The following is a 25,661-nucleotide window of genomic DNA, read 5'->3' on the forward strand; positions in this document are numbered from 1 at the left end:
GCCCGTCACCGCGGGGCATCCTTCCCATGCGGTCACGCACGGGTGTGTCGCGTGGTACACAGCCAGTTTTTCACCCTCGACGCGACCACGAAATAAGCATTGACACCCATTTCCCGAGGCGAGCCGGATACCGCCGCGTGATTCCGTATCGCAGCGCAAGAGCGGTTCGCTGCCGGTGCAGTTGGGAATCGGAGCAGCTATCGGAGGTCACCGCGACCGGGGTCCTCGTGCCCTACGCGGGCCGGGGATGCTGCGCGAAGCTGGTGCGCAGCAGGAAAAGAATCCATCCGGAGGACGCGCCATGGAGCAGGGACTGCCCGACGACGGTACGGTCGCGACTGCGCTGGCGCAGGCCGAGCGGGCGCCGTCGATCCACAACACCCAGCCGTGGCGGTGGCGTGTCGGTGACCGGTCGGTCCACCTGTACTTGGATCCGAACCGGGCGCTCACCGCAACCGATCCCGATCGGCGTGATCTGGTGATCAGCTGCGGCGCCGCGCTGCATCATCTCTGTGTCGCTTTCGCGGCGCTGGAATGGTCGGCCGTGGTGCACCGGTTACCGAATCCGGACGATCCCGGACACCTGGCTGCGGTCGAGCTGGTGCCGCACCGCTCGACACCCCTGGACATCGCACTGTCCTCAGCGATTTCACGTCGGCGATCCGACCGTAGACGCTACAGTTCGTGGCCGATTCCCGCGGGCTACCTGGGGCTGGTGACCGAGCGGGCCGGGGCGCTGGGCGCGACGATCAAACTGGTGTCCGACGGTTCACGCGACCGGCTCACCGACGCGATCCGCAAAGCCGCGGCCTGGCATGCCGCCGACCCGAAGTATCTGTCGGAGCTGGCGATCTGGACCGGCCGGCACGGCGACACCGAGGGGGTGCCGGCCCGCAGCGCTCCACCGGCGAGGCCTGGCGACGAGCTGCCGGCGCGGGCCTTCGCCGCCGCGTCGCTCGAAGATCCCGCCTACGAGCCCGATTACGCCGAGTTGCTCGTCGTGGGTACCTCCGGTGACGATCGACTGTCCCGGCTGCGGGCCGGGGAAGCGTTGAGTTCTGTGCTGCTCACCGCTACCAATATCGGACTGGCGACCTGCCCGATGACCGAGCCCCTCGAGATCCCGAAACTGCGCCGTGACGTGCGCGTCGGTGTGCTCAACAACGTCGCCTACCCGCAGGTCGTCATCAGGATCGGCTGGTCACCGACCAGTGATGCGCCGCTTCCGGCAACCCCTCGCAGATCCGTGACCGAGACCGCAGAGTCGCTGCAGACTCCGATGCCGTAGTGCAGGCGGCGCGCTACCCAGTTCCTCGGTGGTTCGGTGCGCTGCGACTATTGCAGTGGTGGAGTTCGACGAGGTGTTACCCGTAGCCCGGCGATGCGTTTGCCGTCCATGTCGCTGACCGTGAACCGGTGCCCGTCGATGACGACGCCGTCGCCGAGGCCGGGGAGGCGTTGCAGGTGGTGCAGGACGCAGCCGGCGACGGTTTCGTAGGGTCCCTCGGGCAAGCTGATTCCCAAAATCTGCTCGGCGTCTTCGACGACCAGCAGCCCGTCGATGCGATAAGGCACCCGTGACGTAGCCGAATCCGGGTCGTCCTCGGGGAGCGGATCGAATTCGTCGCCGAGCTCGCCGACGATCTCCTCGACGATATCCTCCACGGTGGCGATACCGGCGGTGCCGCCGTACTCGTCGACCACGACCACCAGCTGTGTATTGTCGCGGCGCATCCGCGCCAGCGCGGACAACGCCGATTTCGACGAAGGTAGCGGCAACAGCGGCCGGCACAGCTGCGCGACAGTGGCATGGGCGGATCGGTCGGCGCGCAGCAGATCGCGTAGATGAACGAACCCGACCACATCGTCGAGCGAATCCGCGACCACCGGGAAGCGGCTGTGCCCAAGTTCGATCGCCTGCTCACACGCTTGCGCCACCGGGGTGTCGGCGGAGAGGAAATCCACTTCGGTGCGGGGTTTCATCACCTCGGCAAGATTCCGTTTTCCGGCATCGAAGACCTCGGCCATGATTTCGCGTTCGGCGTCGGGGATGCTGCGATGGCCGGTCAGTAACTCCCGCAACTCGTCGCGGGTCATCTCCTCGCCCTTGTGCCCGGGATCGCCGCCCAGGACGCGAACGAGCGCGTCGGTGGAGACCGACAGCAGCCAGATCACCGGCGATATCACCGTGGCGAACCGATCCAGCGGCGAGGCCGTCGCCAGCGACACCCCCGTGGCACGCTGCAGCGCTATCCGTTTGGGCACCAGCTCACCGAGGATCAACGACAGGTAGGAGATCACTAGCGTGGTAGCGACCAGGGCGACCGCGTTCGTGGTCTCCTCCGACCATCCCCACTGTTGTAGGGCGGGACTGAGATCCGGTGCGATCGTGGAGGCACCGTAGGCGGCGGAGAAGAAGCCGGCGACCGTGACCCCGATCTGTACCGCGGACAAGAACCGATTCGGGTTCCGCGCCAACGCTGCGGTCCGGGCACCGCGGCGGCCGCGCCGGGAAAGGGACTGCAGCTGACTCTCCCGCAGTGACACCAGCGCGATCTCGGCGCCGGCGAACACTCCACCGACCAGGACGAAAATCAGCACCAACACCACGTTGACAAGCGTGTCCACGGTTATCACCACCGCCGGCGGTCACACTGTGGGCCGGGTCTGTCGTGGTCGGTGTCCATATCCTTTCTCCGCACCGGCAATACTCGACGAGCTACCTCCGAGTGTAGTGGACCACCGGAGCGCCGGAACCGAAGCCGATCGTGTTCGCACCAGTCCCATGGTCCCGGCTCCCTCGCGCTCACCCGCTTCCGGTGACAGGCCACCGATCGCGTGGGTCGCCGGGGTGGGCGACGATCATCGGTACTTCGCGCCGGCCTCTTCGATTTCGTGCCGTCGACCCGATCGCAGACGCTACAGTTCGTGGTCGATCCGGGCCGGTTATCCGGGGATCGTGGCCGAGTGAACCGAGGCGCTCGGTGCAATGATCGAACCGGTGACCGACGCCGGCCCGCAGTGCCCCAGCGATACGGGCCGGCGTCTCCTACTGGTTCAATGCGGTCGAGTGGTGCTCGATGGTGTGCAGTGCCGCGGCCAATGCTTCGCGCGTCAGCCGAGCCATCGGTTCCAGCTCCATCGCGGACTCGCCGGCGCCGGTGAGTAGTTCGGGGTCGAGGGCTTCGACCACCGTGTGACCGCACTCGGCACGAACACCGACAGTGCAGGCCAACAACGGCCCGAGGTGGGAGTCGATGGCCAGTACGCGGTGGGCGAGTTGCGGATTGCAGACACCCAGGAGGCGGAACGGCTCGGTCTCGACGCCTGATTCCGCCGACAGTACCGCCTGTAGATCGATATCGGAGAGCACCGTGAAACCCGTGTCGGCCAAGGCTTGCCGCGTCAACGCTACTGTGTGGTCGAAGGTGTCGGTGACCCGGACCGCCAGCTCTTCGGCCACCACGGGAATGCGGATCTCAGTGACCAGGTCGCCCGGGTTGACCGCGGCCTCTGGACCCACCAGATACAGCTCGGTAGGTGGCCCGACCGGCCGGTACCCCGAGTTGCTGAGCCACCGCTGGAGTGCGTCGTAGGCCTGCCCGAGCCGGCTGTAGTCACCACGGTGCACGGTGCGCGCGGTGCGGGTCGGTTCGGTGCGGCGCAGGGTGCACTCGCCGGTGCGGCCCTCACCGGCACCGAAGGTGACCGCGATCCCGAAGTCGACTGCGGTCGGCTCGCCGGAGCCGAAATCGCCGAGGTAGGTCGTCGACGGCGGGCCCACGGTGACGAGGTTGGCGGCGGCAGCGACCTCGAACAATGCCTGCATCCCCGCGCCGATGTCGTCACCGGCGTGGTCGGGGCGCACGATGCGACGCAGTTCCAGGACGGTCTGCGGTTCCGTGCGGTCGACAGTGACATGATTCGACACCGAACTCACCCACCTATCGGGATTGCCGGGCGCGGCGATCGTTTTCCTCGGAGGCCATGTGTTGGGCCCACAGCTTCGCGCGGTCGAATTCTCCTGCGGCCAGCGGTCCGGTCATACCGACAACATAGAAGTCGATCGGACGACGCACGAGCACGAAACCTGCCCGCCGTAGTTGTCTGCCGATCCCCCGGGCTGCGGACCCGGGCAGCCAGCTCGGGCGCTGTAGTTTCGTCGCGAAGGCCGCGGCCCGGGAACCGGTGGCTGCCTGGTGTTCGTCCTCGAGCCACTCGCGGATGCCTGTTGTGCTCTCGTTCGGCCCGAACGGGCCCCCGATGCGGTCCGCGGCATCTTGCCGGGTTTGGCGGCGGCTCATTCCGAAGGCGTGGGTCGGCCCTCCGACGACCAGCAGATCGACCGGCGAGTGGCTGTCGGGCGTCGCATCCGCCACGTCCACCACGTCCACCTCGGCATGCTCTTGCAGCCCTCGGGCGATGGCGGTCGCTGCGGCCTCGGTGTTGCCGAATACCGATTCATACACGACGCGTGCACGCATCTGCGGATCTCCTGCCTACTTGTGAACAGCGGCGATACTGTCTCGCTTCTACCGAAGCTACCGGTGCAGACGGCCGGTTCGGCAGTGCCGAATGGTGAAGCTGTGTGGTGACCTTCGGCCACCACACAGAGGTCCCGGGGTGGGCCGGGTCCGAGGACCGGCTGCAAGTGGTGGGCACACAGGCGGTGCCGGGGAGAAGTTACGGATCCGGTGACTTTTGCCCGTCCCGGGCGCGTGAGCTGATCGTTCACTCTGGAGCCGTGCTGGCACGGCTGCTTCCTGGTCTCGCGCAGCTCCATGGCTACCGTAAGGCCTGGCTGCGGGCGGATATCGTCGCCGGTGTCACGGTCGCGGGGTATCTGGTGCCGCAGGTGATGGCCTATGCGACGGTGGCCGGGCTGCCACCGGTGGTGGGGTTGTGGGCGGCGATCGGACCGTTGGTGCTCTATCCGCTGCTGGCGACCTCCCGGCAGCTGTCGGTGGGGCCGGAATCCACCACCGCCGTACTTGCCGCGGTGACGCTGGCCCCGCTGGCAGCCGGACAGCCGGATCGCTACGCCGCCCTCGCGGCGGTGCTGGCCGTGCTGGTCGGGGGCGTGTGCCTGGCCGCGGCGCTGGCCAGGCTCGGGGTGCTGGCCGATATGTTGTCCAAACCTGTACTGGTCGGGTACTTGGCAGGTATCGCGGGCACCATGATCGTGAGCCAGCTCGGTGCGGTGACCGGTGTCCCGATATCCGGCAACGACGTCGCGGCGCAAATGCGGTCGCTGGCGGCGCACCTCGGCGATTGGCATTGGCCCACCGTGTTGCTCGCCGCTGCCGTGCTGGCCACGCTGGTCGTACTGGCATGGCGCACTCCGCGGGTTCCGGGGCCGTTGCTCGCAGTCTTGGCGGCGACCGCGGTGGTGGCGGTCTTCGATTTCACCCGGTACGGGATCGAGGTTGCCGGGACGATCCCCGCGGATTTTCCGGCACTGCAGATCCCGCGGGTTTCCTCCGGCGATATTGCCGCGTTGCTGTTGCCCGCTGTCGGTATCGCGGTGGTCGGGTTCTCCGACACCATCCTCACCGCCCGCGCTTTCGCGGGCCGGCACCGGCGGCACGTGGATGCCAATATCGAACTCGGTGCGCTGGGCGCCACGAATCTGAGTGCCGGAGTCCTGCAGGGGTTCCCGGTGAGCTGCAGCGGTAGCCGGACCTCGATCATCGACGCCATGGTGGCCGCACACAGGTCCATTCGCTGGTCACCGTGTCGGTGGTGCTGGCGGCCACCACCGTCGTTGCGGTGCTGGCGCTGGGCGTGCTCTACGGGGTATTCGTCGCGGTCGCGCTGTCGGTGCTGGACCTGCTGCGGCGCATCGCCCGCGCCCACGATGCGATCCTGGGCTTCGTCCCGAACATGGCGGGGATGCACAATATCGACGACTACCCGCAGGCGCGCCCGTTGCCCGGGCTGGTGATCTACCGCTACGACGCGTCGCTGTGTTTCGCCAACGCCGAGGAGTTCCGGCAACGAGCGGCGGCCGCGGTGGACTCGTGGGCGCAGCGCAGCGGCACCCCGGTGCGCTGGTTCGTTCTCAACGTCGAAGCCAACGTCGAAGTCGATCTGACGGCGATGGACGCTGTCGAGCAACTCCATGACGAACTCAACCGCCGGGGCATCGTGTTCGCGCTGGCACGGGTGAAACAAGACCTCCGCGACGATCTGGACGCGTGTGGACTGACCGAACGGATCGGTCCCGGGCATCTCTATCCCACCTTGCCCACCGCGGCGCCGCGTTCGAGGCCGACGGTCAGGGGCCACTCGGCCCGCCGGGGAGATGACTTTCTTCTCTGACCCCGCCCGGCTTCGGGCGCGAAGCTCTACCCAGAGCAAGGTGTCGGAAGAGGTGTTGGTGATGACCGAGCCCGGGCCGAACGCCCACATCCGGTGGGCTGTGTTCACCCGTAGTTGGGCACTGCGGCCGACCAACCCCAACGCGCTGATGCGGCCGTGCGATCGCCTCGAAACCACCATCCGGATCCTCGCGGTGCTGGCGGTGGCGGTGCTGATCCCGATCTCGGCAGCGATAGGAACCGGCGTCTACACCAGTGTCGCCGCACAGGTCGAACTCGAACAACGTAGCAGATCCCCCGTCGACGCCGTCATCGTCGGCGAACCGGGTCGAAGCGGTCTGCATGCCGCCGAAGCGACGGTGAGCTGGGAGCACAGCGGTCACCGCGGTGAGGCCGACGTCGCGGTGCCTCCCACGGCAGTGCCCGGCGACCGGGTCACGCTGTGGGTCGACAGCGAAGGCCGGCGCACCGGGCCACCACGCCACTCCAGTGCCGCGGCAACGACCGGGACCATGGTGGCGATGGCCGTTGTCGTCATGGCCGGCTTCGCCGCGTGGGGCGCTGCCGGTTCCGCGTCGTGGCTGTTGTCGCGGCGCCGTAACAGGCAGTGGGATCGGGAATGGCAGGCCCTCACCGGCACCACCGAAAACCTGCCCTGACACAGCCACGGGCGGACCCTGCTCCGAGGTCCTGACCATTTCGCCGCCCTGACGATTCCGCCACGGCCGGCCGTAGAAAGGAACCAACGCATGGTACGTCATGGTGCTCCGCACAGCGCGAAAGATTCTGCCGTCCCGACGATTCTGGCAGCGGTCGACGGGTCGGCCAGCGGCTACCACGCCGTCGCGTGGGCGGGAGCGGAAGCGGCACTGCGGGGGTGTGCCCTGCACATCCTTACGTCGATGTCGGTCGCCGGGGGATTCGATCTCGATATAGTGCCGTCGCTGCCCGAGCAGCATGGCCGTCGCGAGGGGGATCAGATCGCGGGTGAAGCCGCCCGGATAGCGCGCACGACCTCGGGTGGCGCTACGGCGATCACGACGGAAGTGACGTTCGAACTCATCGCGTCGGCGTTGATCACACGGTCGCGGCAGATGCAGTTGCTGGTCGTCGGCAGCCGTGGAATGGGTGCATTCCAGCGGGGCATGCTCGGTTCGGTGAGCACCGCGGTCACGCACCACGCACACTGCCCGGTCGCGGTCATCCACACCACCTCCGCGCTCGACGCCGTCTCGGTCGGCAAACCGGTCGTGGTCGGCGTTGACGGCACCGCCAACAGCGACGCAGCGATAGCGCTGGCCTTCGACGAAGCCGCTCGCCGCAAAGTCGACCTATTGGCGGTGCACACCTGGAGTGATATCAGCGGCCTCGATCTCCCGGCCACGGACTGGGACCAGCCTGCCCGGGCGGTGCTGGCCGAAAGTCTGGCCGGCCATCAGGAGCAATATCCCGATGTCGAAGTCAGACGTGTGGTCACTCTCGACAGACCCGTGCGTGCCCTGCTGGACCAGTCCGAGTACGGCCAGCTGCTGGTCGTGGGCAGCCGCGGCCGGGGCGGGTTCAGCAGCATGATGCTCGGATCGACCAGTACTGCTCTGTTGCATGCCGTGGACATTCCGATGATCATCGACCGGGCCCCGCGCCCGGATTGATCCGCCGGAGCATCGAATGCCTGTGCATGCACGCTGCGCTCGGGCCGGGCGGCAGCTCCGCGCCACACAAGCGGCACAACCGCAACGGCGGCGAGCGCGGCACCCGCGCCACCCGTTTCCTCCGGTCCGCTGGTGACCGCGCAGTCGATGAGGTGGTGGTGGCGCTGGTTCCGCTACGTCACCGCTGGTGAGCTGCTTGGGTTTCTGGTACCCGCGGTGGTTGGTGCCTCGATCCGTGATGCCCGCCCGTTCCTCGCCGCCCTCTTGCTGGTGGTCGCCGGAATCGGTGAGGGAGCGATCCTCGGATCGATCCAGGCATGGGTGCTCCGGGAGGCTGTTTCCGGCATGCCGGCCCGGCAGTGGGTTGTGGCCACCATGGCCGGTGCCGGTTTGGCGTGGTCGGTCGGCGCGGTACTCGTGGCCTCCGAGGGGTTACAGGGGTGGCCGGTACCGGCGGTCGTGCTCACGGTAGCAGTGGGAGCGCCGGTGATGCTGGGCTCCCTCGGCGTCGCGCAGTGGTGGGTGTTGCGCTCATTGATCGCCGGCACCGGCTCGTGGGTGTGGGTTACCGCGGCGGCGTGGATGCTCGGCCTCACAGCGTTCGCGCTCGTCAGCACACCGCTGTGGCAGCCCGGGCAGTCCACTGCGGCTGTCGTGTCGATCGCGGTGCTGGCAGGGCTGGTCATGTCGTCGGTGATGGCCGGGATCACCGGGGCGTGGCTGGTTCATCTGCTCAACGGTCGACACTGCACCGCTGGGGGTGGAGGCCGAAGGTCCGTCGAGCGCGGGGCTTGATGCCCTGTGGGCGTGGTAGCTGACCGTGTTTCGATTTCCGCTGTGGTGGTAGGCACTCGGGTAGGAGGCAGCGTGGAAGAGGTGGACAAGCGCGTGCCGCGTCGCGATCGCCCGGATGCCGGGCGGCTCACGGTCGAGTTGTCGCGCGAGGAGGCGATGGCACTTCTGGCCAGTGCACCGTTCGGCCGGATCGTGTTCACCAGCAGTGCTTTACCGGCGGTGCGTCCAGTGAACCATCTCGTTGTCCCAGGTGGTTCGGTGCTCGTGCGCACCAGCTTGCTGCCGGGTCTTTCCGTCCTGCGGCCCACCGGTTCGGTGATCGTTGCCTACCAAGCTGACGCGATCGATCCGCAGCAGTGGCTGGGATGGTCGGTGGCGGTCACCGGCCCCGCGCGTGCGGTGACCGCACCGGATGCGCTGGCCGACTATGAACACAGTCTCGATACGTTCTTCGACAGCGGAAACAGTCCAGTCATCGTTATCGAACCCACGCTGGTGGCCGGAATCAGGCTGGTAGAGCGGCCGCAGGTCAGCGCCGGGTAGCTGCGCGCGCTGCCTCGCGTGAATCGGGCAGCCGATCCGGCTGTGCATGGTGGACTCGTTCTTTGATGCCGAGCAGCATCTTGCGCTCCATGACCCAGCTACCGGGTTCGACCACGCAGGCGAACCACAGGCGCTGCAGTGCAGCCCGCCGCGAGACAACGATGCGGTTGCGGCTCACCAGGCGGGAGCCATCGCCGGTGGGGTAGAGGCATAACGCCCATACCCAGGTGCGGTCATCGTCGGCGAAGACCAGCGCGTGTGGCCGGGACAGGATTTGCACACCCATGCTCGGCCCGGAGGAGCCCAGCGAGAGGGTGTCGCCGACGGCCAGGTTCTGCCACTCGGGCCGTATCTCGTCGGCGCTGTGCATATCCAGGCCCGCCAGGTTCTCGATCCAGTCGTAGGTGTAGGCGCCGCCGCGGCCGGGCCCGATCTGCACCAGCCACGGCCAGACCGCGTCGGGCGGGGCATGGATGGTCACCGCCCGGGTGGCAGTGAGGTCGGGTTCAGGTTGCAGCTCATCACCGGGCATGTTCCGGGAGATCTCCTCGGGGGTCGCGCCCCAGGTCAGCAAGCGTGGCCGCAGCCACACGCGGTATCCGACGGCCAAGCCCCCGAGCGCAATCGCACAGGCCGTGCCGGCCTTCTCCCGCAGTACTCCCACGTCCAGCGCCTCTCTTTCAGGGGCATGGCGAACAAGGCGACGCCGCGTCCGAACTCCTGTCCCGGTGCGCGGCGTCCAGCAGCTGCTCGCCTGCGCCGTGACCGCCGGGGTGTCAGTCGCGGGAACGTGCGACGATCACCGGTACTTCGCTGCGGTGTACCACGGCCCGGCTGACCGACCCCAGCGTCATTCCAGCGAATCCTCCCCGACCGCGCCGGCCGACCACCACCAGCTGCGCCTTGTCGGCCTCCTGCAGCAGACGCCGGGCCGGTCGGTCTTCGACCACCACGCGGACCACGTCGACGTCGGGGTATCGCTCGGTACAGCCGGCGAGGCTCTCGGACTGGATCGCACGGGCCTGCTCAGCCATCTCGTCGCGAGAGATGTAGCGGAAGAACTCCGACCACACCGTCACGGCAACCACACCGACACCGCGACGCGAGGCCTCGTCGAAAGCGATATCGATGGCCAGGGCTCCCTCCTCGGACCCGTCCACGCCCACGACAACAGGCCGCCCGGCTCGTTCGGCCACGTCGGCGCCGTCGGCTTCGGGAATCACCGCGACCGGGCAATGGGCATGACGAACCAGAGCGCTGCTCACCGAACCGAGCAAGGTACGGCCCACCGCGCCGTAGCCGTGAGTACCCACCACCATCATCAACGCACCTTTGGAACGGTCGATCAGCACCGGGACCGGCGGCGGATCGGCGACCACGGTCTCGACCTCGAGCTCGTCGGGACGGGTCACCGTCTCCCGGGCATTCTTCTCGGCGGTGCGCAGCAAGGCTTCGCCGTCGACACGCATGGCCTGATTATCAACGATGACGCTGATCCCCGGGCCGTAGTCGATCGGGGCGCCGACTGCATAGACCAGTCGCAGCGGCGCGCGGCGCGACTCGGCGGCCTGGGCGGCCCAGAGCAGTGCCGCCATCGACGGCGATGATCCGTCGATTCCGACGACGATGGCAGGCTGGGAATGTGCGGTCATGGTAGGCCTTCCGCTCGGTGTCGGCTGAAAAGGGAGCCGACGGTGGTCCTGACGCTCGGCCGCGTCGCCCCGGGCACGGGGTTCGGGTCGATTACCCTCACCGTAGGGGTGGTGGTGGCGCTCTTCTGCTGCCGTTTGTCACGAATCCGTGGGTCGAAAGTTGCTCGGGCGCCGAAGAACAGGCGCGGGGGCCGATCGACAGTCCATCGTGGAAGAACAAAGGGACCGACGGAGACCGCTGAACGGTCCGGTTGTAGGTAAAGCCGCAGTACAGACGGGAAGGCGACGAAAGGATCGAACGTGTCGATGCGAGCATGGCGGCTGGACTCGCCGGCCGATATCCGGCAGCAGCCGCTGCGCATGAGCGTTGAACCGATGCCGGTACCGGCCGAAGGGCAATTGCTGGTCCGGGTCCTGGCCTGCGGGGTGTGCCGGACCGATCTGCACCTGGTGGAGGGGGATCTGCCCGTCCACCGCCGGCATGTGGTCCCCGGCCACGAGGTCGTCGCAGAAGTCGTTTCCGCGGATACCAGCCCCGCGCACGCCTTCGTGTCCGGACAGAAAATCGGGGTGCCGTGGCTGCGCTACACCTGCGGCGAGTGCCGCTACTGCCGGCGTGGCGCGGAGAACCTGTGCCCGCGCTCGCGATACACCGGCTGGGACGCCGACGGCGGCTACGCGGAGTTCACCACCGTTCCTGCGGAGTTCGCGCTGCCGCTGCCCGCGGGCTACGACAACGAACATCTCGCACCACTGCTGTGTGCGGGGGTGATCGGCTACCACGCGCTGCAGCGCGCGGAACTGCCCGACGGCGGGGTGCTGGGAATCTACGGGTTCGGCGGCAGCGCCCATATCACCGTCCAGATCGCGGTGGCCCGAGGCGCCCGCGTGCACGTGATGACCAGAGGCGCGGCTGCACGTGCCCTGGCGCTGTCGCTCGGCGCCGCGTCGGCCGTCGATGCCGCTCAGCCGCCGCCGGAGCCACTGGATTCGGCGATTCTGTTCGCCCCGGCCGGTGAACTGGTGTTACCGGCGCTGGAAGCGCTCGACGCCGGCGGGACGCTGGCCGTCGCCGGCATCCATCTCAGCGATATACCGCCATTGAACTATCAACGCCACTTGTTCCGGGAACGCCAGATACGCAGTGTCACCTCCAACACCCGCGCCTCGGCGCGGGAGTTTCTGGAAGTGGCCGGCCGGCAGCGGCTGCAGGTCACCACGCACCATTACCCACTCGACCACGCCGACTGGGCGTTGAGCGACCTCGCCGCCGGCGCCTACGACGGCGCGGCGGTCCTGATTCCCTGACCGGGATTACCGAAGACCTGCCACTGAGTACCTAGGTCCCTGCCGCGCGGGCCCCGGGGGTGGCGAGGATGGAACTCACCACCGAAAACGCGACGTCAGGAGGCAGCAATGACCACAGCAGGGGCCGTGATGCACGACGATGTGGCCCATATCGGGGTACGCGACACACTCGACACCGCGGCACAGCAGATGCGTCAACGCGGCGTCGGTGCCCTGCCGATCTGCGACGGCGAAGGCCACGCGGTCGGTATCGTCACCGACCGCGACATCGTCGTGAAATGCCTCGCGCAGGGCCACAATCCCGCCACCGCCACCGCCGGTGAATACGCCCAGGGCGACGAGCTGCACACCGTGGAATCCGACGCCGATATCAGCGACGCTGTGGCAGTGATGGAGCAGTACCAGGTGCGCCGGCTACCGGTCACCGAGCACGGCCGGTTGGTGGGCATCATCACCGAAGCCGACCTCGCCCGGAGCCTGCCCGAAAAAGCTGTCGGCGAATTCGTCGAAGCGATCTGTGAACAGAAACTACCCGCACAGACCGAGCCATCCACACCGTAGCAACTCAGCTCTCAGGGTTGTGACGACGGTGGCGGGACAAACCCCGGCGGCCACCGTGTTTTGTCGTCGTAGATGACGCCGGTGAGATTCGCATCGCCCAGGAACGCGTCGGTGAGGTCGGCCCCGTACAGGAGCGCGCCCGACAAGTCTGCCGCGCGCAGGTATGTGCCGGTGAGGTTTGCGTTGAGCAGGATCGCGCCGCGGAAGTCCGCACCGCCCAGGCCGCCGCGGCTGAGGTTCGAGCCAGCCAGTATCGCGCCGCTGAAGTCCGGGCTGGGCAGGAACAGGTCGTTGAGACAGGTCGCTCCGAGATCGATGTTTGAGGTGTCGGGTAGCGCGGTGTACTTCGTGATGACCTCCAGTGCAGCCTGAATATCGACTGGGGCCGGTACTTTGAGCGCGCAGGAGCCGTGCGGGGTTTCCGTGCGCACGAACGCTTCGAGCAGTCTGCGGAGAGCGGCGCGGTCGTCGGCGGAATCCTGAGCGAGGCGTTCGATGAGGTAGATGCCGCCGAGGCGGACACTTTCCTTGTCGGAATCGAGTTGTTCTGTCGCTGATTTGATCTGTTCGGATTGCGCGGTCCGCCGCGCCAACTCGAGTTGGTCGTTGGTGGCGTTGAGAGTGCTGTTGGAGTAATAGAGCGCTCCCACAGCGGCGAATGAGGCTATCAACGTGCCGAAGGCGGTCACTATCGTGGCGACCTTCGACCACGTCTTCCCCGAATCCTGCGACCCGACCGCTGTCGGTTGCGGCGACGGAGTCGATGCCATGTCCGAGGGCTCGACGTCGGGCGGTGCTGCAGCCTCTGCAGTGGGCGTCTGTCCGTCAGGAGTCGAGACCGCCGCCCCGTGTCCTCTGCCGTCCGAACTCGAAGGTGGTGCCTCTCCCGGGCCATCTGCCGATTGCTGCCTGCCACCCGCCGTCACAACACGCATTATCGGGCCAAACCCACACGGTCACAACCGATCACGTATCTTCTGCGAGCCTACAGTGAGTCGGCTGTAACAGTGTGAGCGGCCCGAACTCGACTGCCCTGGCGGACGACCTCAGCGCCGAGCCCACTTGCTTGCCGAGATATCCCACAGTGCCTCGAAGAACTCGAGCCGGTACCGGTGCCGGAGCCGCGATCCACGGCGTCGGATCGTGCCGAGATGAGGATCTCGCGGTTCGACCGACGTCAACGATCATCGAGGGCCGTCAGAGTTGGGCGATCGACGACCACTCGGTGACAGTGGTAGCGGACGAGCTGCAACGCTGTGATTCTGTGCCGGCGGTGGGCTCGTCGGTGAGAGCGTCCCATACCAGGTGAGCGGTCGACACCGCGGTATCCAGCGGTGTGCCTGTGTCGATGTCGACTGCTTCCGGCCACGGGTCCGCCGCGCCGGCCAGGGCGGCGGCAATGCGTGGTGTGGCCTCGGAGATGTCGTGTCGGCGGCGGCGGATGCGGTCGGCGGCCACGGGTGCCGGGCACACGCAGCGCAGCGTCGCGAAACGGGCACCGGTCCGGTGTGCGAGGGCATGAGCGCGGCTTCGTTCGGTGGCGTCGCCCCAGCTCGCATCGAGGATCACCGATCGACCCGAATCCAGCAGTGTCCGGGCGCGGTTCAACAGTTCGGTGTAGACACGCTGCTTGTTGCCGGGAGAGTAGGCCCCGTGGCCGTAGGTGCCGCTTTCCCCGACGATGTCGCCGCCGGCGCGCAATTCGGCACGTACCGTGTCGCTGGAGAGCACCTCGGCGCCGGTTCGTTGTGCCAGTCCGGCGGCGACGCTGGTTTTGCCGGTTCCGGGTAGTCCGCCGACGAGGACCAGTCGCACTGCCGATGCCCGCAGGTGCTCGACGGCGATCTGCAGGTGCCGGTGTGCGCGGTCACTGCCTTCTGCGTCGCCTTGGCCGGCGCGGATGGCGTCGACTTTCGCGCGCACCAGCGCACGGTAGGCGATGTAGTGATCGGCCAGCGAGGCCGGGGCGGTGTCTGCGGTGCGGCGCTGATAGGTGCGTATCAGGTCGATCGCGTGGTCGGGGTGGCCGAGGAACTGCAGGTCCATGGCGAGGAAGGCGATGTCGTCGAGGCAGTCCACGAACCGCAGATCGTCGTCGAAGTCCAGGCAGTCGAGAATGCGGAATCCGTCGGGGAGTTCGAAGATGTCTTCGGCGAGCAGGTCGCCGTGTCCGTCGATGATTCGTTGCCCGGCGATGCGGTCGTCGAACAGCTGCCGGCGGCCGGTCAGGTAGTGCCGGGCCAGTGTGTCGATGGTGTCGAGCAGTGCGGGGTCGATGATTTCGGGTGGCTGGTGGCGCATGCTTGTCAGCAGGTCGGTCCACCGGCCCTGGACCGCGTCGGCGGTGCCGGCGCGGTCGATCTCGGGTCCTCGCCGGGCGGTGGTGTGGAAGTCCACGAGCACCTCGATCAGGGGTGTGAGGTCGACGGGCTCGCCGGCCGGTTCGCTGAGCCGATGCGATAACCGGGTGTGTTCGGGGAGGCGGCGCATGACGATCACCGGCTCGTCCGCCGCTGCGTCGGGGTGGGTGAAATGGCCGAGTCCGAGGTAGATGTCGGGAGCGAGGCGCCGGTTCAGTTCGATCTCGCGGGTGCAGGCCCGTTCCCGCTGTTGCGGGGTGGCGAAGTCGAGGAAGTCGGTGGTGATCGGTTTTTTGGCCTTGTACACCCGGTCCCCGCAGAGGAGCACGATCCCGGTGTGTGTTTCCCGCAGTTCGACCGCTGGGTCCATCCTGGGTCCTGTCTGTTGGGTGTATCTCCGGGCCGGGCAGAGGACTGCCGCTCATCCGGCGGTCGCGCGGGCGTGCTCGAGCAGTAGCCGTCGTTCGGCGGTATCGATGGCGCGTCGTGCCGCGGAGATGGCGTCGGTGGTGACCGAGATCGAGGTGATGCCCATCCGGATCAGGTGTTCGGCGAAGTCGGGGTTTCTCGACGGTGCCTGCCCGCACAACGAGGAGGTGATCCCCGATTTGCGTGCGGTGGAGACGATGGTGGAGATCGCGTCGAGCACTGCGGGGTCGGATTCGTCGAACAACGGCGCGCACTCGGTGGAGTCGCGGTCGACTCCCAGGGTGAGTTGGGTGAGGTCGTTGCTGCCGATCGAGACCCCGTCGATGCCCAGGCCGGCGTATTCGGGCAGCCAGTAGGTGATCGACGGCACTTCGGCCATGACCCAGCGGTGCATTCCGCGCTGATGGCGCAGCGGGCCGGAATCGATGAGGTCCAGGCATGCTTCCAGTTCCCAGCGGGTGCGCACGAACGGGAGCATCAGGTGCAGGTTCGGGGTTCGTTGCCGGACCTCGGCCAAGGCGGTCATCTCGAGCTGGAACACTTCCGGTTCCTGGGTGTATCGGTAGCAGCCGCGATAGCCGATCATCGGGTTGTGTTCCAGCGGCTCGTAGCTGGCCCCGCCTTCGAGGTCGCGGAATTCGTTGCTGCGGAAATCGGTGGCGCGGTAGATCACCGGCCGCGGAGCGAACGCGGCGGTGATGTGGGTGAGTGCGTCGACCATGCGGTCGAGGAACACGCGTTGTTCACCGCGGGCGATCACTTCACGGGGGTGCCGGTTGTCGAGTGCGCGGGTCAACAGCATCTCGGCGCGCAGCAGCCCGACTCCGTCGGTGTCGGCGGCGGCGGCGCGTTGCGCGGCTTCGGGTAGTGCGAGGTTGACATACAGTTTGGTGGCCGTAGCGGGCGCGGCTGCGGCGGCACCACCGGTGCGGGGTTCGCTGGCAACCGCCGGGTGGGGCTGCGCGCCGGCGCGGACTTCACCTGTTGAGCCGTCGACGGTGACGGTGTCTCCGTCGGTGAGCGTGGTGGTCGCCGTGCGGGCGCCGACGATGCAGGGAACACCGAGCTCTCGGGCGACGATCGCGGCGTGGCAGGTCATTCCGCCGCTGTCGGTCACCACGGCGGCGGCGCGGCTGATGGTGGGCAGCCAGTCCGGGTTGGTCATGGGCGCGACCAGGATCTCGCCGTGCGCGAGCGCCGTCCCTTGTTCCGGCGCGGACAGTACGCGCACGGTCCCGTCGGCGGTGCCGGGTGCGGCGGCCAAACCGCGGACGAGCACTGTCGCCGGCGGGGGAGCGGCCGGGGCGGGGTGGGGTTCGGGCAGTGTGGTGACGGGCCGTGCTTGGACCAGCCACAATGCGTCCTCGTTGTAGACCCATTCGACGTCTTGTGGGTGGTCGCCGTGATGGTGGTGTACGGCCAGGGCCAGCTTGGCCACCTCGATGGCTTCGGGTTCGGTCAGCGCCGGCGCTGCTTTGTCTTCCTCGCTGAGTTCGATGCGGCGGTCTCCGCCGGGTCCGGCGACGATGGCGAAATCCTGGTGTCCGGGCCGGTGTTCGAGTAGGCGGGGGCCGTCGGTATCGAGGAGGTAGGTGTCGGGTTGGGTGGCGCCGGAGACCACGACCTCTCCTTGGCCGCGGGCTGCGTCGATGACGATGCGGTCCCGGCGTCCGGTGGCGGGGTCGGCGGTGAAGGCGACACCGGCGCGGCGTGCCTGCACCATCTTTTGCACGACCACAGCCATGGCCGGTGTGGCCTGCATATCGCGGCGGGCTCGATAGGTCAGCACCCGTGGGCTGAACAGCGAGGCCCAGCAGTCGAAGATTGCCTCGATGAGCTCGTTTTCGCCACGCACATTGGTGCGGGTGAGGTTCATGCCTGCGAACGAGGAGGTCGCACTGTCCTCGCCGACCGCTGAGGAACGCACCGCCACGTCGGCGCGGTCGCCGAGTAAACGGTAGGCGGCCGTGATCGCCGAGCGCGCTTCGGCGTCGAGAGTGCAGGCGTGCACGATGTCGCGCATGCGCTGGCACAGCACATCGACCCGGACAGGATCGGCCGCCGCGGCGGCGGAGAGCGCTTCGGCGTGCAGCGCTGCAAGTTTGGCGCCGTGGGCTCCTTGGGCAACGATCTGCTCGTAGCAGGAGCGCAGCACCACGAATCCCGGCGGGACCGGGAGGCCGGCGGCGACGAGTTCACCGAGGTTGGCGCCCTTGCCGCCGGCTTCGTCGGCGTCGGCCAGGCGCAGTTGATCGAACGCGGCGACGTAGGCGCCCATCATCGACTCCCTTGGTTGTCGGTGGCGGCGGCGGCGAATGTGCTGCTGAGCAGCTCTGCGGTGAGCAGCCGCCGTAAGGGGGCAGGTAGTTCGGCAAGGAGCCGGTCCAGTTGCCCGGTGGAGAACAGTCGGCTCAGTGCTTCGGTGACCGCGCGCAGCCATTGGTGTGCCGTGTTGATCGCTGGGGCCAGCGGATCATGGGGTAGCGGCATGGCCGGTCCTCTCGGGCTCGGCGGCAACCGTCGCCGGGGTCGGCGGGCGCCGCGGAGTCTGCCTGGGTACGGGTTCAGCGTGGCCGATATACCGGCCGCGGGGGCAGTGTCGTCGTGCCTGAGCCGCTGGGACCTTGGACCTTTCCGGTTGTGCTCTGGGGGTCGCCGCACCGGCTGTCTGTAGGCAGGATCGGCGGCGCCGGGAAGGGTGAAGCTGGTTGCGCTCAGTCGTCGGCGCGCACGACCTGTGGCCGGCGGGCATCGCGGTGGCCGGCCGATGCCGGAGCCTGTGTTGGGGTTGTGCGGCGGTGTGCGCGCACGGCTTTGTCGGCGGTGTCTGCGGCCAGCACGGCGGGGATGGCGGCGGCGGCCAGCAGCCAGCCCTGCCAGGTAGGGGCGGTGCCGCCGAGCAGCTGGGGCAGGGGAGGTACCCAGAGGAACACGGCGAGCAACACCACTTCGATGGCCACGGACCACAGCAGCAAGGGGTTGCCCCGCCAGCCGGTCGACCCCACCCACCGGGTTTCGCTGCGGCAGGCGAAGGCGTTGGTGAGCTGCCCGAGGACCACGGCGGTGAACAGGGTGCCCGAGGCCACGGCCACGAGCGTGGTGTCGGCCTCGAGGCCCCACCGCCAGCCGCCCGCAGACAACACGGTGAGGAAGGCGATCATCCCGATTCCGGCTTCCGTGGGGCCCAGCACCCCGAACGCGCGCCGCAGCAAGGACCGGTCGATCAGTTTCCCGACCCGGGACCGCCCGGACATGGTGCGCGGGTTCGGGGGCTCGGCGCCCAGCCCGAGGGCCGGGAGCATGTCGGTGCCGATATCGAGGGCCAGCACCTGCAAGACGGTGAATCCCAACGGGAACGAGCCGCCGGAGGCGGCCCACACCGCGAATGGTGCGAGTTCGGCGACGTTGTCGGTGAGGTGATAGGTCAAGAATCTGCGGATGTTGGCGAAGGTCGCGCGCCCGAGTTCGATGGCGGCGACGATGGTGCCGAAATGGTCGTCGAGCAGCACCAGGTCGGCGGCTTCGCGGGCGACATCGGTGCCGGAGGCGCCCATCGCGACCCCGATATCGGCGGTGCGCAGGGCGGGGCCGTCGTTGACGCCGTCGCCGGTCATCGCCACGATGTGGCCACGGCGTTGCAAAACGGCCGCGATCCGCAGTTTTTCCTCCGGTGCCACCCGCGCGACGACGACACCGTCGCGGTCGAGCAGCACGCCCAGTTCCTTGTCGTCGCGGGGCAGGTCCGCGCCGACCACGACGAAGCGGTCGGCCCCGAGCAGTCCGATCTCCTGGGCGAGGGCGGCGGCTGTGGCGGGGTGGTCACCGGTGATCATGGCGACCGAGATCCCGGCGCGCCGGCAGGAGGTCAGCGCCTCGGCGACCCCCGGCCGGGGTGGATCCTCCAGTGCGAGCAGGCCTAGCAGCGCCGGTTCCGCCGCCTCGGGGTCGGTGCGGGCGACCGCGATCACGCGCAGTCCTCGTTCGGCCATCCGCGAGAGCGCGGCCGTGGCGGCCGCGAGGTCGGTTCCGGGTCGGCGGGCGCACAGGTCGAGTACGGCTTCCGGGGCGCCGGTGATGTGGGTGCCGTCGATATCGGTGGCTGTGGCGCGACGCGTGTGGTTGTCGAACGGTTCGCGGTGCTGCGCCGGCGGTGGTGGTGCGGTGATCCCGGCGCGGGCCGCCAGCACATGGACGGCGACCTCGAGCGGGTCACCGAGAGGCAGCCACCGGCCGTGGGTGTGCTGAGCCCTCGCGTCCGGCGAGCAGCGTGCGGCCGAATCGGCGGCAGCGTGGGTCGCGGCCATCGCCGCGCCGGTGCCCTCGACACGCCCCTGCGGGTCGTAGCCGCTGCCCTCGACGGTGGTGGTCCCCGCTGGGGTCCACACCTCGACGACCTGCATCTGGTTCTGTGTCAGCGTCCCGGTCTTATCGGTACAGATGAAGGTTGTCGCACCCAGCGTCTCCACGGCTTCCAAGCGTTTGACCAGCGCATTGGACGACGCCATCCGTTGGGCAGCGCGCGCCAGGGACAGCGTTACCGTCGGCAGCAGTCCTTCCGGGACGAGCGCGACGGTCACCCCGATGGAAAACAGCAGACTCTGCGTGGCGTCTCCGCCCAGCAGCGTGAACACCAGGAAAGAGATCACGCCGACCGTGACCGCGATCATGGCCACCACCCGCACGACCCGATGTAACTGCCGGGCCAACGGGCTGGGCGGGCGTTTCGCGCTCTCGGTGGCGGCGGCCAGCCCCGCCAGCCGGGTCCGCGCGCCGGTCGCGCTGACCTCCGCGGTGCCGTGACCGGCCACCACATAGGTGCCGGCCATGATGGTTCGCCCGCGGCCCACCGATACCGGCGTGCTCTCACCGGACAGCATCGATTCGTCGATATGAAGGTTCTGCGCCCCGCAGACCAGCGCATCAGCGCACACCCGCGCCCCGGCCTCGAGCACCAGCAGATCGCCCACGACCAGGTCCCGAGATTCGACGGCGACGACGGCACCGTTTCGGCGCACTCGGGCCCGCACCGGCAACAGATCGCGCAGTCGTTCGGTCGCCCGGTCGGCACGGTATTCCTGGGCGAAGGCGAAGCCCGCGTTGAGACACACCACCACCGCGATGGCCACGGCCAGCACCGGCATCCCGGCCACCAGCGCCAGCGCTGCGGCCGCCCACAACATGAGAGCGAAGAAGTGGGTCAGCTGCGCAGCCAGCTCCCGCACCGGGCTCCGCCGTTGCGGGGCCGGCAGTTCGTTGGGCCCACCGGTGTGCAGCCGTGCGGCCGCCTCGGCTGTAGTCAAACCGGCCGGGATCTGTCCGGTCGGCTCACCGGCACCTGCGCCCCCACGGGGCAAGGCGTCCATGGGCGTGAGACTGCCCGCGTGCACCCTTGCCTGGGCAGAGTCGTCGGACCCTGCGCGCCGGGACCAACTACCCGCCCGGGCTTCGATCCTCGCGCTCTCGGACCCGGGGTCTGTTTCGCGAGGACTCGGTGGGACGAACGACACGGCCGAAGGTCACGAGTTGTGAGGACACGACCGGCTTCTGCCGGCCGGCGATATAGGCCGGTGGGCTCTGCCCGAGTCTGCCCGCCGACGGCCACTCTGAGAGAGAAACGATCGGCTCGGTCACCCGAGGAGAGGGATATGGTCGCCGCGAACCCCGATGTGCAGACAGTGCGCAAGGTTGTAGCCCGGGCGTGTCGCGCGCCGTCGCTGCACAACAGCCAACCGTGGCGGTGGACCTGGAACGGGGAATTTTTGCGGCTGTATGTCGATGATCGTCGGTTGCTGCCCTACACCGATGCGTTCAACCGGCAAGGGATCATCGCCTGCGGCGCCGCGCTCGACCATGCCCAGGTAGCAGGTGCGGCATTGGGGTGGGAAATGCAGGCGTCGGTGTTTCCCGACCCGCTGGACCGGACGCATGTGGCGTCGCTGTCGTTTCGTGGCCGCCATGCGCCCTTGGAGGCCGACGAGCTGCTCGGCGCCGCGATCGACACCCGCTACACCGATCGGCTGCCGTTCGCCCCGCCCTACGCGTGGATAGGCCTGGAGGTGGTGCTGCGGACACTGTGCCGCAACTTCGGCACCCACCTGCAGGTGCTGGACCGATCCCAGTACCGCGACCTGGACCGGATCTCGGATACAGCGGCCGCGTTACGCCGATCCGATCCGCGATATCAAGAAGAACTACATGGATGGGCCGGCGACACCTGGCGACCCTATGCCGGTATCCCTGTGTCTGCCCGGGCAACGGCCCAGGCCGCGGACAAGGTGGCGGCCGGCCGGATGTTCCCGCTCGGCGCTGCCGGTGCGGGCCCTGAACCCACGACCGAGGACCGCGCCACGATCGTGGTGCTCTCCAGCGACAACGACACCGTGGAATCGGTCCTTGCCTGTGGGCGGGCCTTGTCGCAGCTGCTGCTCGAATGCACGGTCGAGGCGATGGCGAGCTGCACGCTGACCCACGTCACCGAAACCCCGTCGGTGCGGGCAATGGTGAGCGACCTGCTGGGTCTGGACTATCCCCAAGTCCTGGTACGAATCGGGCAGGCCACCGCGCCCCCGCCGCCACCTACCCCGCGCCTGCCGCTGGAGTCGGTACTCGACACCGGCACCGAAAGCCCCGCCCCGGGGCAGGACCGGTCCTCGACCGCGGCGACCTGAGTCTCTGCCAGAGGTGACCGCTGTCCCTATACGCGAATGTCGTGGCGGCGTGGAATCGAACAGTGTCACCCGACAACCATCGACCAGGAGGAGTAATGAGCCTCATCCCTGCACACCGCCAACAGCATTCGTTACTGCCTGACTTCACCGACGTCTGGAACTCACTGGCTCCGGCCGCGGGCCTGGCATCGATGTTCGGCACCCACCTGTTACGCGTCGAGGACACCGTCGATGACGGCCATTACGTGGTCCGTGCCGAGATCCCGGGCGTGGACCCGGACAAGGACGTGGAGGTCTCCGTACGAGACGGCCAATTGACCATCAAGGCCGAACGCTCGGAAAAGCATGAGGAGAAAGGCCGGTCGGAATTCAGCTACGGCTCCTTCGTCCGCACCGTCACCCTGCCTCAGGGCGCAGACGAGGACGCGATCGAAGCCGGCTATGCGAAAGGCATCCTGACGGTGTCGGTGCCGGTCTCCGAACCGACCAGCGAAGCAAAGAAGGTCCAGGTGAAGCAGGGCGAGTAGGCGCGCCCGCCGCTCAGATGAACAGCCGGGAACCCGACACGAGCCAGCCCCGCGGTTCCCGGCATCCCCGGCGCGGGGCACCCAGGTGTTCAGGAGGCGATGGTGGCGCCCATTGTCACGGTGACGATGAATCCGACGATCGACCTGTCGACCTCCACCGGCCGTGTTACCGCGACGGAGAAGATGCGTTGTGCGCAGCCGCGAATGGATCCGGGCGGCGGCGGTATCAACGTCGCCCGAACGGTGCTCGCGCTCGGTGAGCAGGTGCTGGCGGTGCTGCCCGTCGGCGGCTCCACCGGAACAGTGTTGGAAGACCTGCTGGAAGGTGCCGCAGTACCGTGTCGAATCATTTCGATCGACGGGTCGACGCGGGAAAGCTTCTCGGTCACCGACAACGAATCCGGCCAGCAGTTCCGGTTCGTTCTGCCCGGCCCGACGTTGACCCCGCCCGAGTGGAGCCGCTGCCTGGACACCGCGATCGACGCCGCACGCTCTGCCCGGTACGTGGTGGCCAGCGGAAGCCTCCCGCCCGGTGTGCCCAGCAACTTCTATCAAGCGCTGGCCACCCGGGTGGCGCGGGCAGGCAGCCGGTTCATACTCGACACCTCCGGTGAGGCACTGCGACAGATGCGCCACGGCGCGTATCTGGTGAAGCCGAGCGCACGCGAACTCGCCCACTACGTCGGACACCCTCTCCCCGACAGGGACAGCCGGATCACCGCGGCACGGGAACTGATCACCGGTGGTGTCAGCGAGCTCGTGGTGGTATCGCTCGGTCCCGACGGCGCACTCGTGGTCGGCCGGGACCGGTGGGACACGGTACCGGCGACACCGGTCGCGGTCGCCAACGCCACCGGCGCCGGCGATGCGATGGTTGCGGGCCTGACCGTGGGGTTCGCCCGCGGGCTCGACACCATGGACGCGATGGAACTGGGGATCGCCGCAGCATCGGCCTCGCTGGTGACCCACGGCACCAACCCCGGCCACCCCGACGTCATCGCCAACCTCCTCGATGCGCGCACCGCGACACCGGCACCGCTGTCGCGCAGCGCGGATTGACCACCGGCCGCCGTGCACGACAGCGACATCGACCGCCGCGGCATCCAAGGACAACCCATTTCGTAAAAGGAGTCTCAATGCGTTCCTCGGTCTTGTCGATATCCGCCGCGACCGCCACCGCCGGCGCCGCAGCGGCGCTGCTGCTGCGAAGGCGCATGCTGCGCTGGGGCGCGACCGACGACGAGTTGGCGGCAACCTATCCCGGCGACGATCTGATCAACCGCCCCTGTTCACGGTCGACCATGGCGACGACCCTTCCCGGGCCGCCCGCCGCGGTCTGGCCATGGTTGGTGCAGATGGGCGCGGACCGAGCCGGCTGGTACAGCTGGGACCAGCTGGACAACGACGGCCGGGCCAGCGCCTCCGAGATCATCGAACAGTGGCAGGATCTGCGTCCCGGTGATCGGGTCTATGCAACCGTCGACGGCACCGTCTACTTCACCGTCGCTCTGGCCGAGTATCCCTCGACATTGGTGCTGCGCAGTGATTACGCACTGCCCAGCGGTCGGCCGCTGGACCCGGCCGAACCCGACCCACGCGCCTTCGCCCGCGGAGTGTGGGGCTTTCACCTGCGCGAACTGCCCGGAAACGAGACCCGGCTGGTTGTGCGCACCGTCGGCCGGGACGGGCCCCGTGCCGTTACCGCGGTGTTCGACTGGTTGTTCGGGGAACCCGCTCACTTGATCATGCAGGCACGTCAGTTCCACAACCTGGCGCAGCGGGTCCGAACCACCGCAGGCAGCGCCGAGCCCGCAGTGCCGGCCACGGCCGTGACAACCCGGCCCGAGCAGATCGCGGATCGTGCCGCGCCGATACCCCACTGAGTCCCATGGTCCTCAATGCAGGCCAGGATTGCGCCGTCCACCGTCCTGCCCACGCGCCACACAGCGAGGGCCGCGCAGAACAACGGAAAGCCGGCGGGGTCGTAGGAACGGCGAAGAAGTGACTTTCGCCCGTGTCCACACAGTCGTGCGCGGGACGAGGCTTGGAACTGCAATGGTCCCTGCGAGGGAGGTAGCCGACATGGATACGTTCTCGGGTCGCAGTGCAATCGTCACCGGCGGCGCACGCGGTATCGGCGCTGCCGTGGTCCGGTCACTCGCCAAGGAAGATCTCGGTGTCGTGGCCGCCGACATCCTCGAGCAGGAGGGCAGCGAACTCGCCGACCGGATGGGCGAGGCTGCGATCTTCCGCAAACTCGATGTCACCGACGAGACGCAGTGGCGGCAGGTGCTCAGCGACGCCGAGGCCACCTACGGTCCCCTGGCAGTATTGATCAACAATGCCGGCATCGTCGATTTCGCCGGTGTGGAGGCCGAGTCGCCCGCCATGTTCCGACATGTCGTGGATGTCAATCTCTACGGTTCGTGGCTGGGTATGCACGTGTGTGCGCCCGCGATACGCGCCGCCGGGGGCGGGGTGATCGTCAATATCTCCTCGACCGCCGGTCTCATCGGATACGCGGGAGTCGGCGGCTACGTGGCCAGCAAGTGGGGGCTGCGCGGGCTCACCAAAGCCGCGGCGCTCGAACTCGGACCCGGCGGTGTGCGGGTGTGCTCGGTGCACCCCGGACCGATCCACACCCCGATGACCGCCGCGCTGCCCGAATCCACCGCCGCCCATCAACCGCTGCCCCGTTTCGGCGAACCCGACGAGGTCGCGGCCATGGTGCGGTTCCTGGTCACCGAGGCAACGTTTTCCACCGGCTCGGAATTCGTCTGCGACGGCGGCGCCACGGCCGGCCAGACACTGGATCTGGCCGACGTCTCCTGAACCCGACCCCGCCC

General features: G+C 68.1%; 22 protein-coding genes and 1 pseudogene. 13 read left to right on the forward strand and 10 right to left on the reverse strand.

What is annotated here, in order from left to right; translation table 11 throughout:
• Positions 1 to 301 precede the first annotated feature (301 nt).
• Positions 302 to 1,288, forward strand: coding sequence for an Acg family FMN-binding oxidoreductase (locus ACYR7D_RS18370; protein ID WP_033247709.1), 987 nt, complete (start codon positions 302 to 304; stop codon positions 1,286 to 1,288).
• A gap of 47 nt (positions 1,289 to 1,335) precedes the next feature.
• On the opposite strand, the gene ACYR7D_RS18375 is transcribed toward ACYR7D_RS18370, so the two are convergent.
• The 3 genes from ACYR7D_RS18375 to ACYR7D_RS18385 form a co-directional block, all read right to left on the reverse strand.
• Positions 1,336 to 2,634 (reverse strand): hemolysin family protein, encoded by a 1,299-nt coding sequence (locus ACYR7D_RS18375; protein WP_033247717.1) that lies wholly within the window; start codon positions 2,632 to 2,634, stop codon positions 1,336 to 1,338.
• 415 nt (positions 2,635 to 3,049) lie between these two features.
• A complete protein-coding gene (locus tag ACYR7D_RS18380; RefSeq protein ID WP_231508800.1) occupies positions 3,050 to 3,931 on the reverse strand; it encodes a DUF302 domain-containing protein in 882 nt (293 codons plus the stop codon).
• Between the two features lie 13 nt (positions 3,932 to 3,944).
• Positions 3,945 to 4,484, reverse strand: coding sequence for a flavodoxin family protein (locus ACYR7D_RS18385; protein ID WP_459545792.1), 540 nt, complete (start codon positions 4,482 to 4,484; stop codon positions 3,945 to 3,947).
• 260 nt (positions 4,485 to 4,744) lie between these two features.
• Here ACYR7D_RS18385 and ACYR7D_RS18390 point away from each other — a divergent pair.
• From ACYR7D_RS18390 to ACYR7D_RS18410, 5 genes and pseudogenes are all read left to right on the forward strand, one after another.
• Positions 4,745 to 6,321: pseudogene (locus ACYR7D_RS18390) on the forward strand (SulP family inorganic anion transporter).
• A gap of 61 nt (positions 6,322 to 6,382) precedes the next feature.
• Positions 6,383 to 6,979 (forward strand): Rv1733c family protein, encoded by a 597-nt coding sequence (locus tag ACYR7D_RS18395; protein ID WP_051157967.1) that lies wholly within the window; start codon positions 6,383 to 6,385, stop codon positions 6,977 to 6,979.
• 90 nt (positions 6,980 to 7,069) lie between these two features.
• Positions 7,070 to 7,972 carry a universal stress protein gene (locus tag ACYR7D_RS18400; RefSeq protein ID WP_459545793.1) on the forward strand — a complete coding sequence of 301 codons (903 nt, stop codon included), beginning with the start codon at positions 7,070 to 7,072 and terminating at the stop codon, positions 7,970 to 7,972.
• 132 nt (positions 7,973 to 8,104) lie between these two features.
• Positions 8,105 to 8,767: a hypothetical protein gene (locus ACYR7D_RS18405; RefSeq protein WP_156052242.1), complete on the forward strand. Its 663-nt coding sequence runs from the start codon at positions 8,105 to 8,107 to the stop codon at positions 8,765 to 8,767.
• 72 nt (positions 8,768 to 8,839) lie between these two features.
• Positions 8,840 to 9,310 carry a pyridoxamine 5'-phosphate oxidase family protein gene (locus ACYR7D_RS18410; protein WP_459545794.1) on the forward strand — a complete coding sequence of 157 codons (471 nt, stop codon included), beginning with the start codon at positions 8,840 to 8,842 and terminating at the stop codon, positions 9,308 to 9,310.
• On the opposite strand, the gene ACYR7D_RS18415 is transcribed toward ACYR7D_RS18410, so the two are convergent.
• Complete coding sequence (locus ACYR7D_RS18415; RefSeq protein WP_174375619.1) at positions 9,297 to 9,974, reverse strand: SRPBCC family protein; 678 nt, start codon at positions 9,972 to 9,974, stop codon at positions 9,297 to 9,299. The two genes, ACYR7D_RS18410 and ACYR7D_RS18415, sit on opposite strands and share 14 nt — an antisense overlap.
• Before the next feature lie 112 nt (positions 9,975 to 10,086).
• Positions 10,087 to 10,962, reverse strand: a complete 876-nt coding sequence (locus tag ACYR7D_RS18420; RefSeq protein WP_033242929.1) for a universal stress protein — start codon at positions 10,960 to 10,962, stop codon at positions 10,087 to 10,089.
• 306 nt (positions 10,963 to 11,268) lie between these two features.
• On the opposite strand from ACYR7D_RS18420, the gene ACYR7D_RS18425 reads away from it, so the two are divergent.
• Positions 11,269 to 12,270 carry a zinc-binding alcohol dehydrogenase family protein gene (locus ACYR7D_RS18425; RefSeq protein WP_459550210.1) on the forward strand — a complete coding sequence of 334 codons (1,002 nt, stop codon included), beginning with the start codon at positions 11,269 to 11,271 and terminating at the stop codon, positions 12,268 to 12,270.
• A gap of 108 nt (positions 12,271 to 12,378) precedes the next feature.
• Complete coding sequence (locus ACYR7D_RS18430) at positions 12,379 to 12,831, forward strand: CBS domain-containing protein (RefSeq protein WP_033242928.1); 453 nt, start codon at positions 12,379 to 12,381, stop codon at positions 12,829 to 12,831.
• 11 nt (positions 12,832 to 12,842) lie between these two features.
• On the opposite strand, the gene ACYR7D_RS18435 is transcribed toward ACYR7D_RS18430, so the two are convergent.
• The 5 genes from ACYR7D_RS18435 to ACYR7D_RS18455 all read right to left on the reverse strand — a co-directional run bounded on the left by ACYR7D_RS18435 (position 12,843) and on the right by ACYR7D_RS18455 (position 20,983).
• Entirely contained in the window at positions 12,843 to 13,520 is a 678-nt protein-coding gene (locus ACYR7D_RS18435; protein WP_459545795.1) for a pentapeptide repeat-containing protein, read from the reverse strand.
• A gap of 508 nt (positions 13,521 to 14,028) precedes the next feature.
• Positions 14,029 to 15,561, reverse strand: coding sequence for a bifunctional aminoglycoside phosphotransferase/ATP-binding protein (locus ACYR7D_RS18440; protein WP_063820642.1), 1,533 nt, complete (start codon positions 15,559 to 15,561; stop codon positions 14,029 to 14,031).
• A 51-nt stretch (positions 15,562 to 15,612) separates the two neighbouring features.
• The gene (gene ppsA, locus ACYR7D_RS18445) at positions 15,613 to 17,898 is read right to left on the reverse strand and encodes a phosphoenolpyruvate synthase (protein WP_459550211.1); all 2,286 of its coding nucleotides are present in this window, start codon (positions 17,896 to 17,898) and stop codon (positions 15,613 to 15,615) included.
• Positions 17,898 to 18,110: a DUF2267 domain-containing protein gene (locus ACYR7D_RS18450; RefSeq protein ID WP_033242925.1), complete on the reverse strand. Its 213-nt coding sequence runs from the start codon at positions 18,108 to 18,110 to the stop codon at positions 17,898 to 17,900. The genes ppsA and ACYR7D_RS18450 overlap by 1 nt, the downstream gene beginning before the upstream one ends.
• Before the next feature lie 224 nt (positions 18,111 to 18,334).
• Positions 18,335 to 20,983, reverse strand: coding sequence for a cation-translocating P-type ATPase (locus ACYR7D_RS18455; RefSeq protein WP_459545796.1), 2,649 nt, complete (start codon positions 20,981 to 20,983; stop codon positions 18,335 to 18,337).
• Positions 20,984 to 21,265: 282 nt separating this feature from the next.
• Here ACYR7D_RS18455 and ACYR7D_RS18460 point away from each other — a divergent pair, with 282 nt between their 5' ends.
• From ACYR7D_RS18460 to ACYR7D_RS18480, 5 genes are all read left to right on the forward strand, one after another.
• Positions 21,266 to 22,288: an Acg family FMN-binding oxidoreductase gene (locus ACYR7D_RS18460; protein ID WP_051157970.1), complete on the forward strand. Its 1,023-nt coding sequence runs from the start codon at positions 21,266 to 21,268 to the stop codon at positions 22,286 to 22,288.
• Positions 22,289 to 22,383: 95 nt separating this feature from the next.
• Positions 22,384 to 22,815: an Hsp20/alpha crystallin family protein gene (locus tag ACYR7D_RS18465; protein ID WP_033242924.1), complete on the forward strand. Its 432-nt coding sequence runs from the start codon at positions 22,384 to 22,386 to the stop codon at positions 22,813 to 22,815.
• 99 nt (positions 22,816 to 22,914) lie between these two features.
• A complete protein-coding gene (locus tag ACYR7D_RS18470) occupies positions 22,915 to 23,874 on the forward strand; it encodes a 1-phosphofructokinase family hexose kinase (protein ID WP_459545797.1) in 960 nt (319 codons plus the stop codon).
• Between the two features lie 77 nt (positions 23,875 to 23,951).
• On the forward strand, positions 23,952 to 24,698 hold the full coding sequence (locus ACYR7D_RS18475; RefSeq protein ID WP_063820643.1) for a hypothetical protein: 747 nt from the start codon (positions 23,952 to 23,954) through the stop codon (positions 24,696 to 24,698).
• Between the two features lie 199 nt (positions 24,699 to 24,897).
• The gene (locus ACYR7D_RS18480) at positions 24,898 to 25,647 is read left to right on the forward strand and encodes an SDR family oxidoreductase (protein ID WP_033242923.1); all 750 of its coding nucleotides are present in this window, start codon (positions 24,898 to 24,900) and stop codon (positions 25,645 to 25,647) included.
• Positions 25,648 to 25,661: the final 14 nt, after the last annotated feature.

The organism is Nocardia sp. X0981 (genome assembly GCF_977089955.1).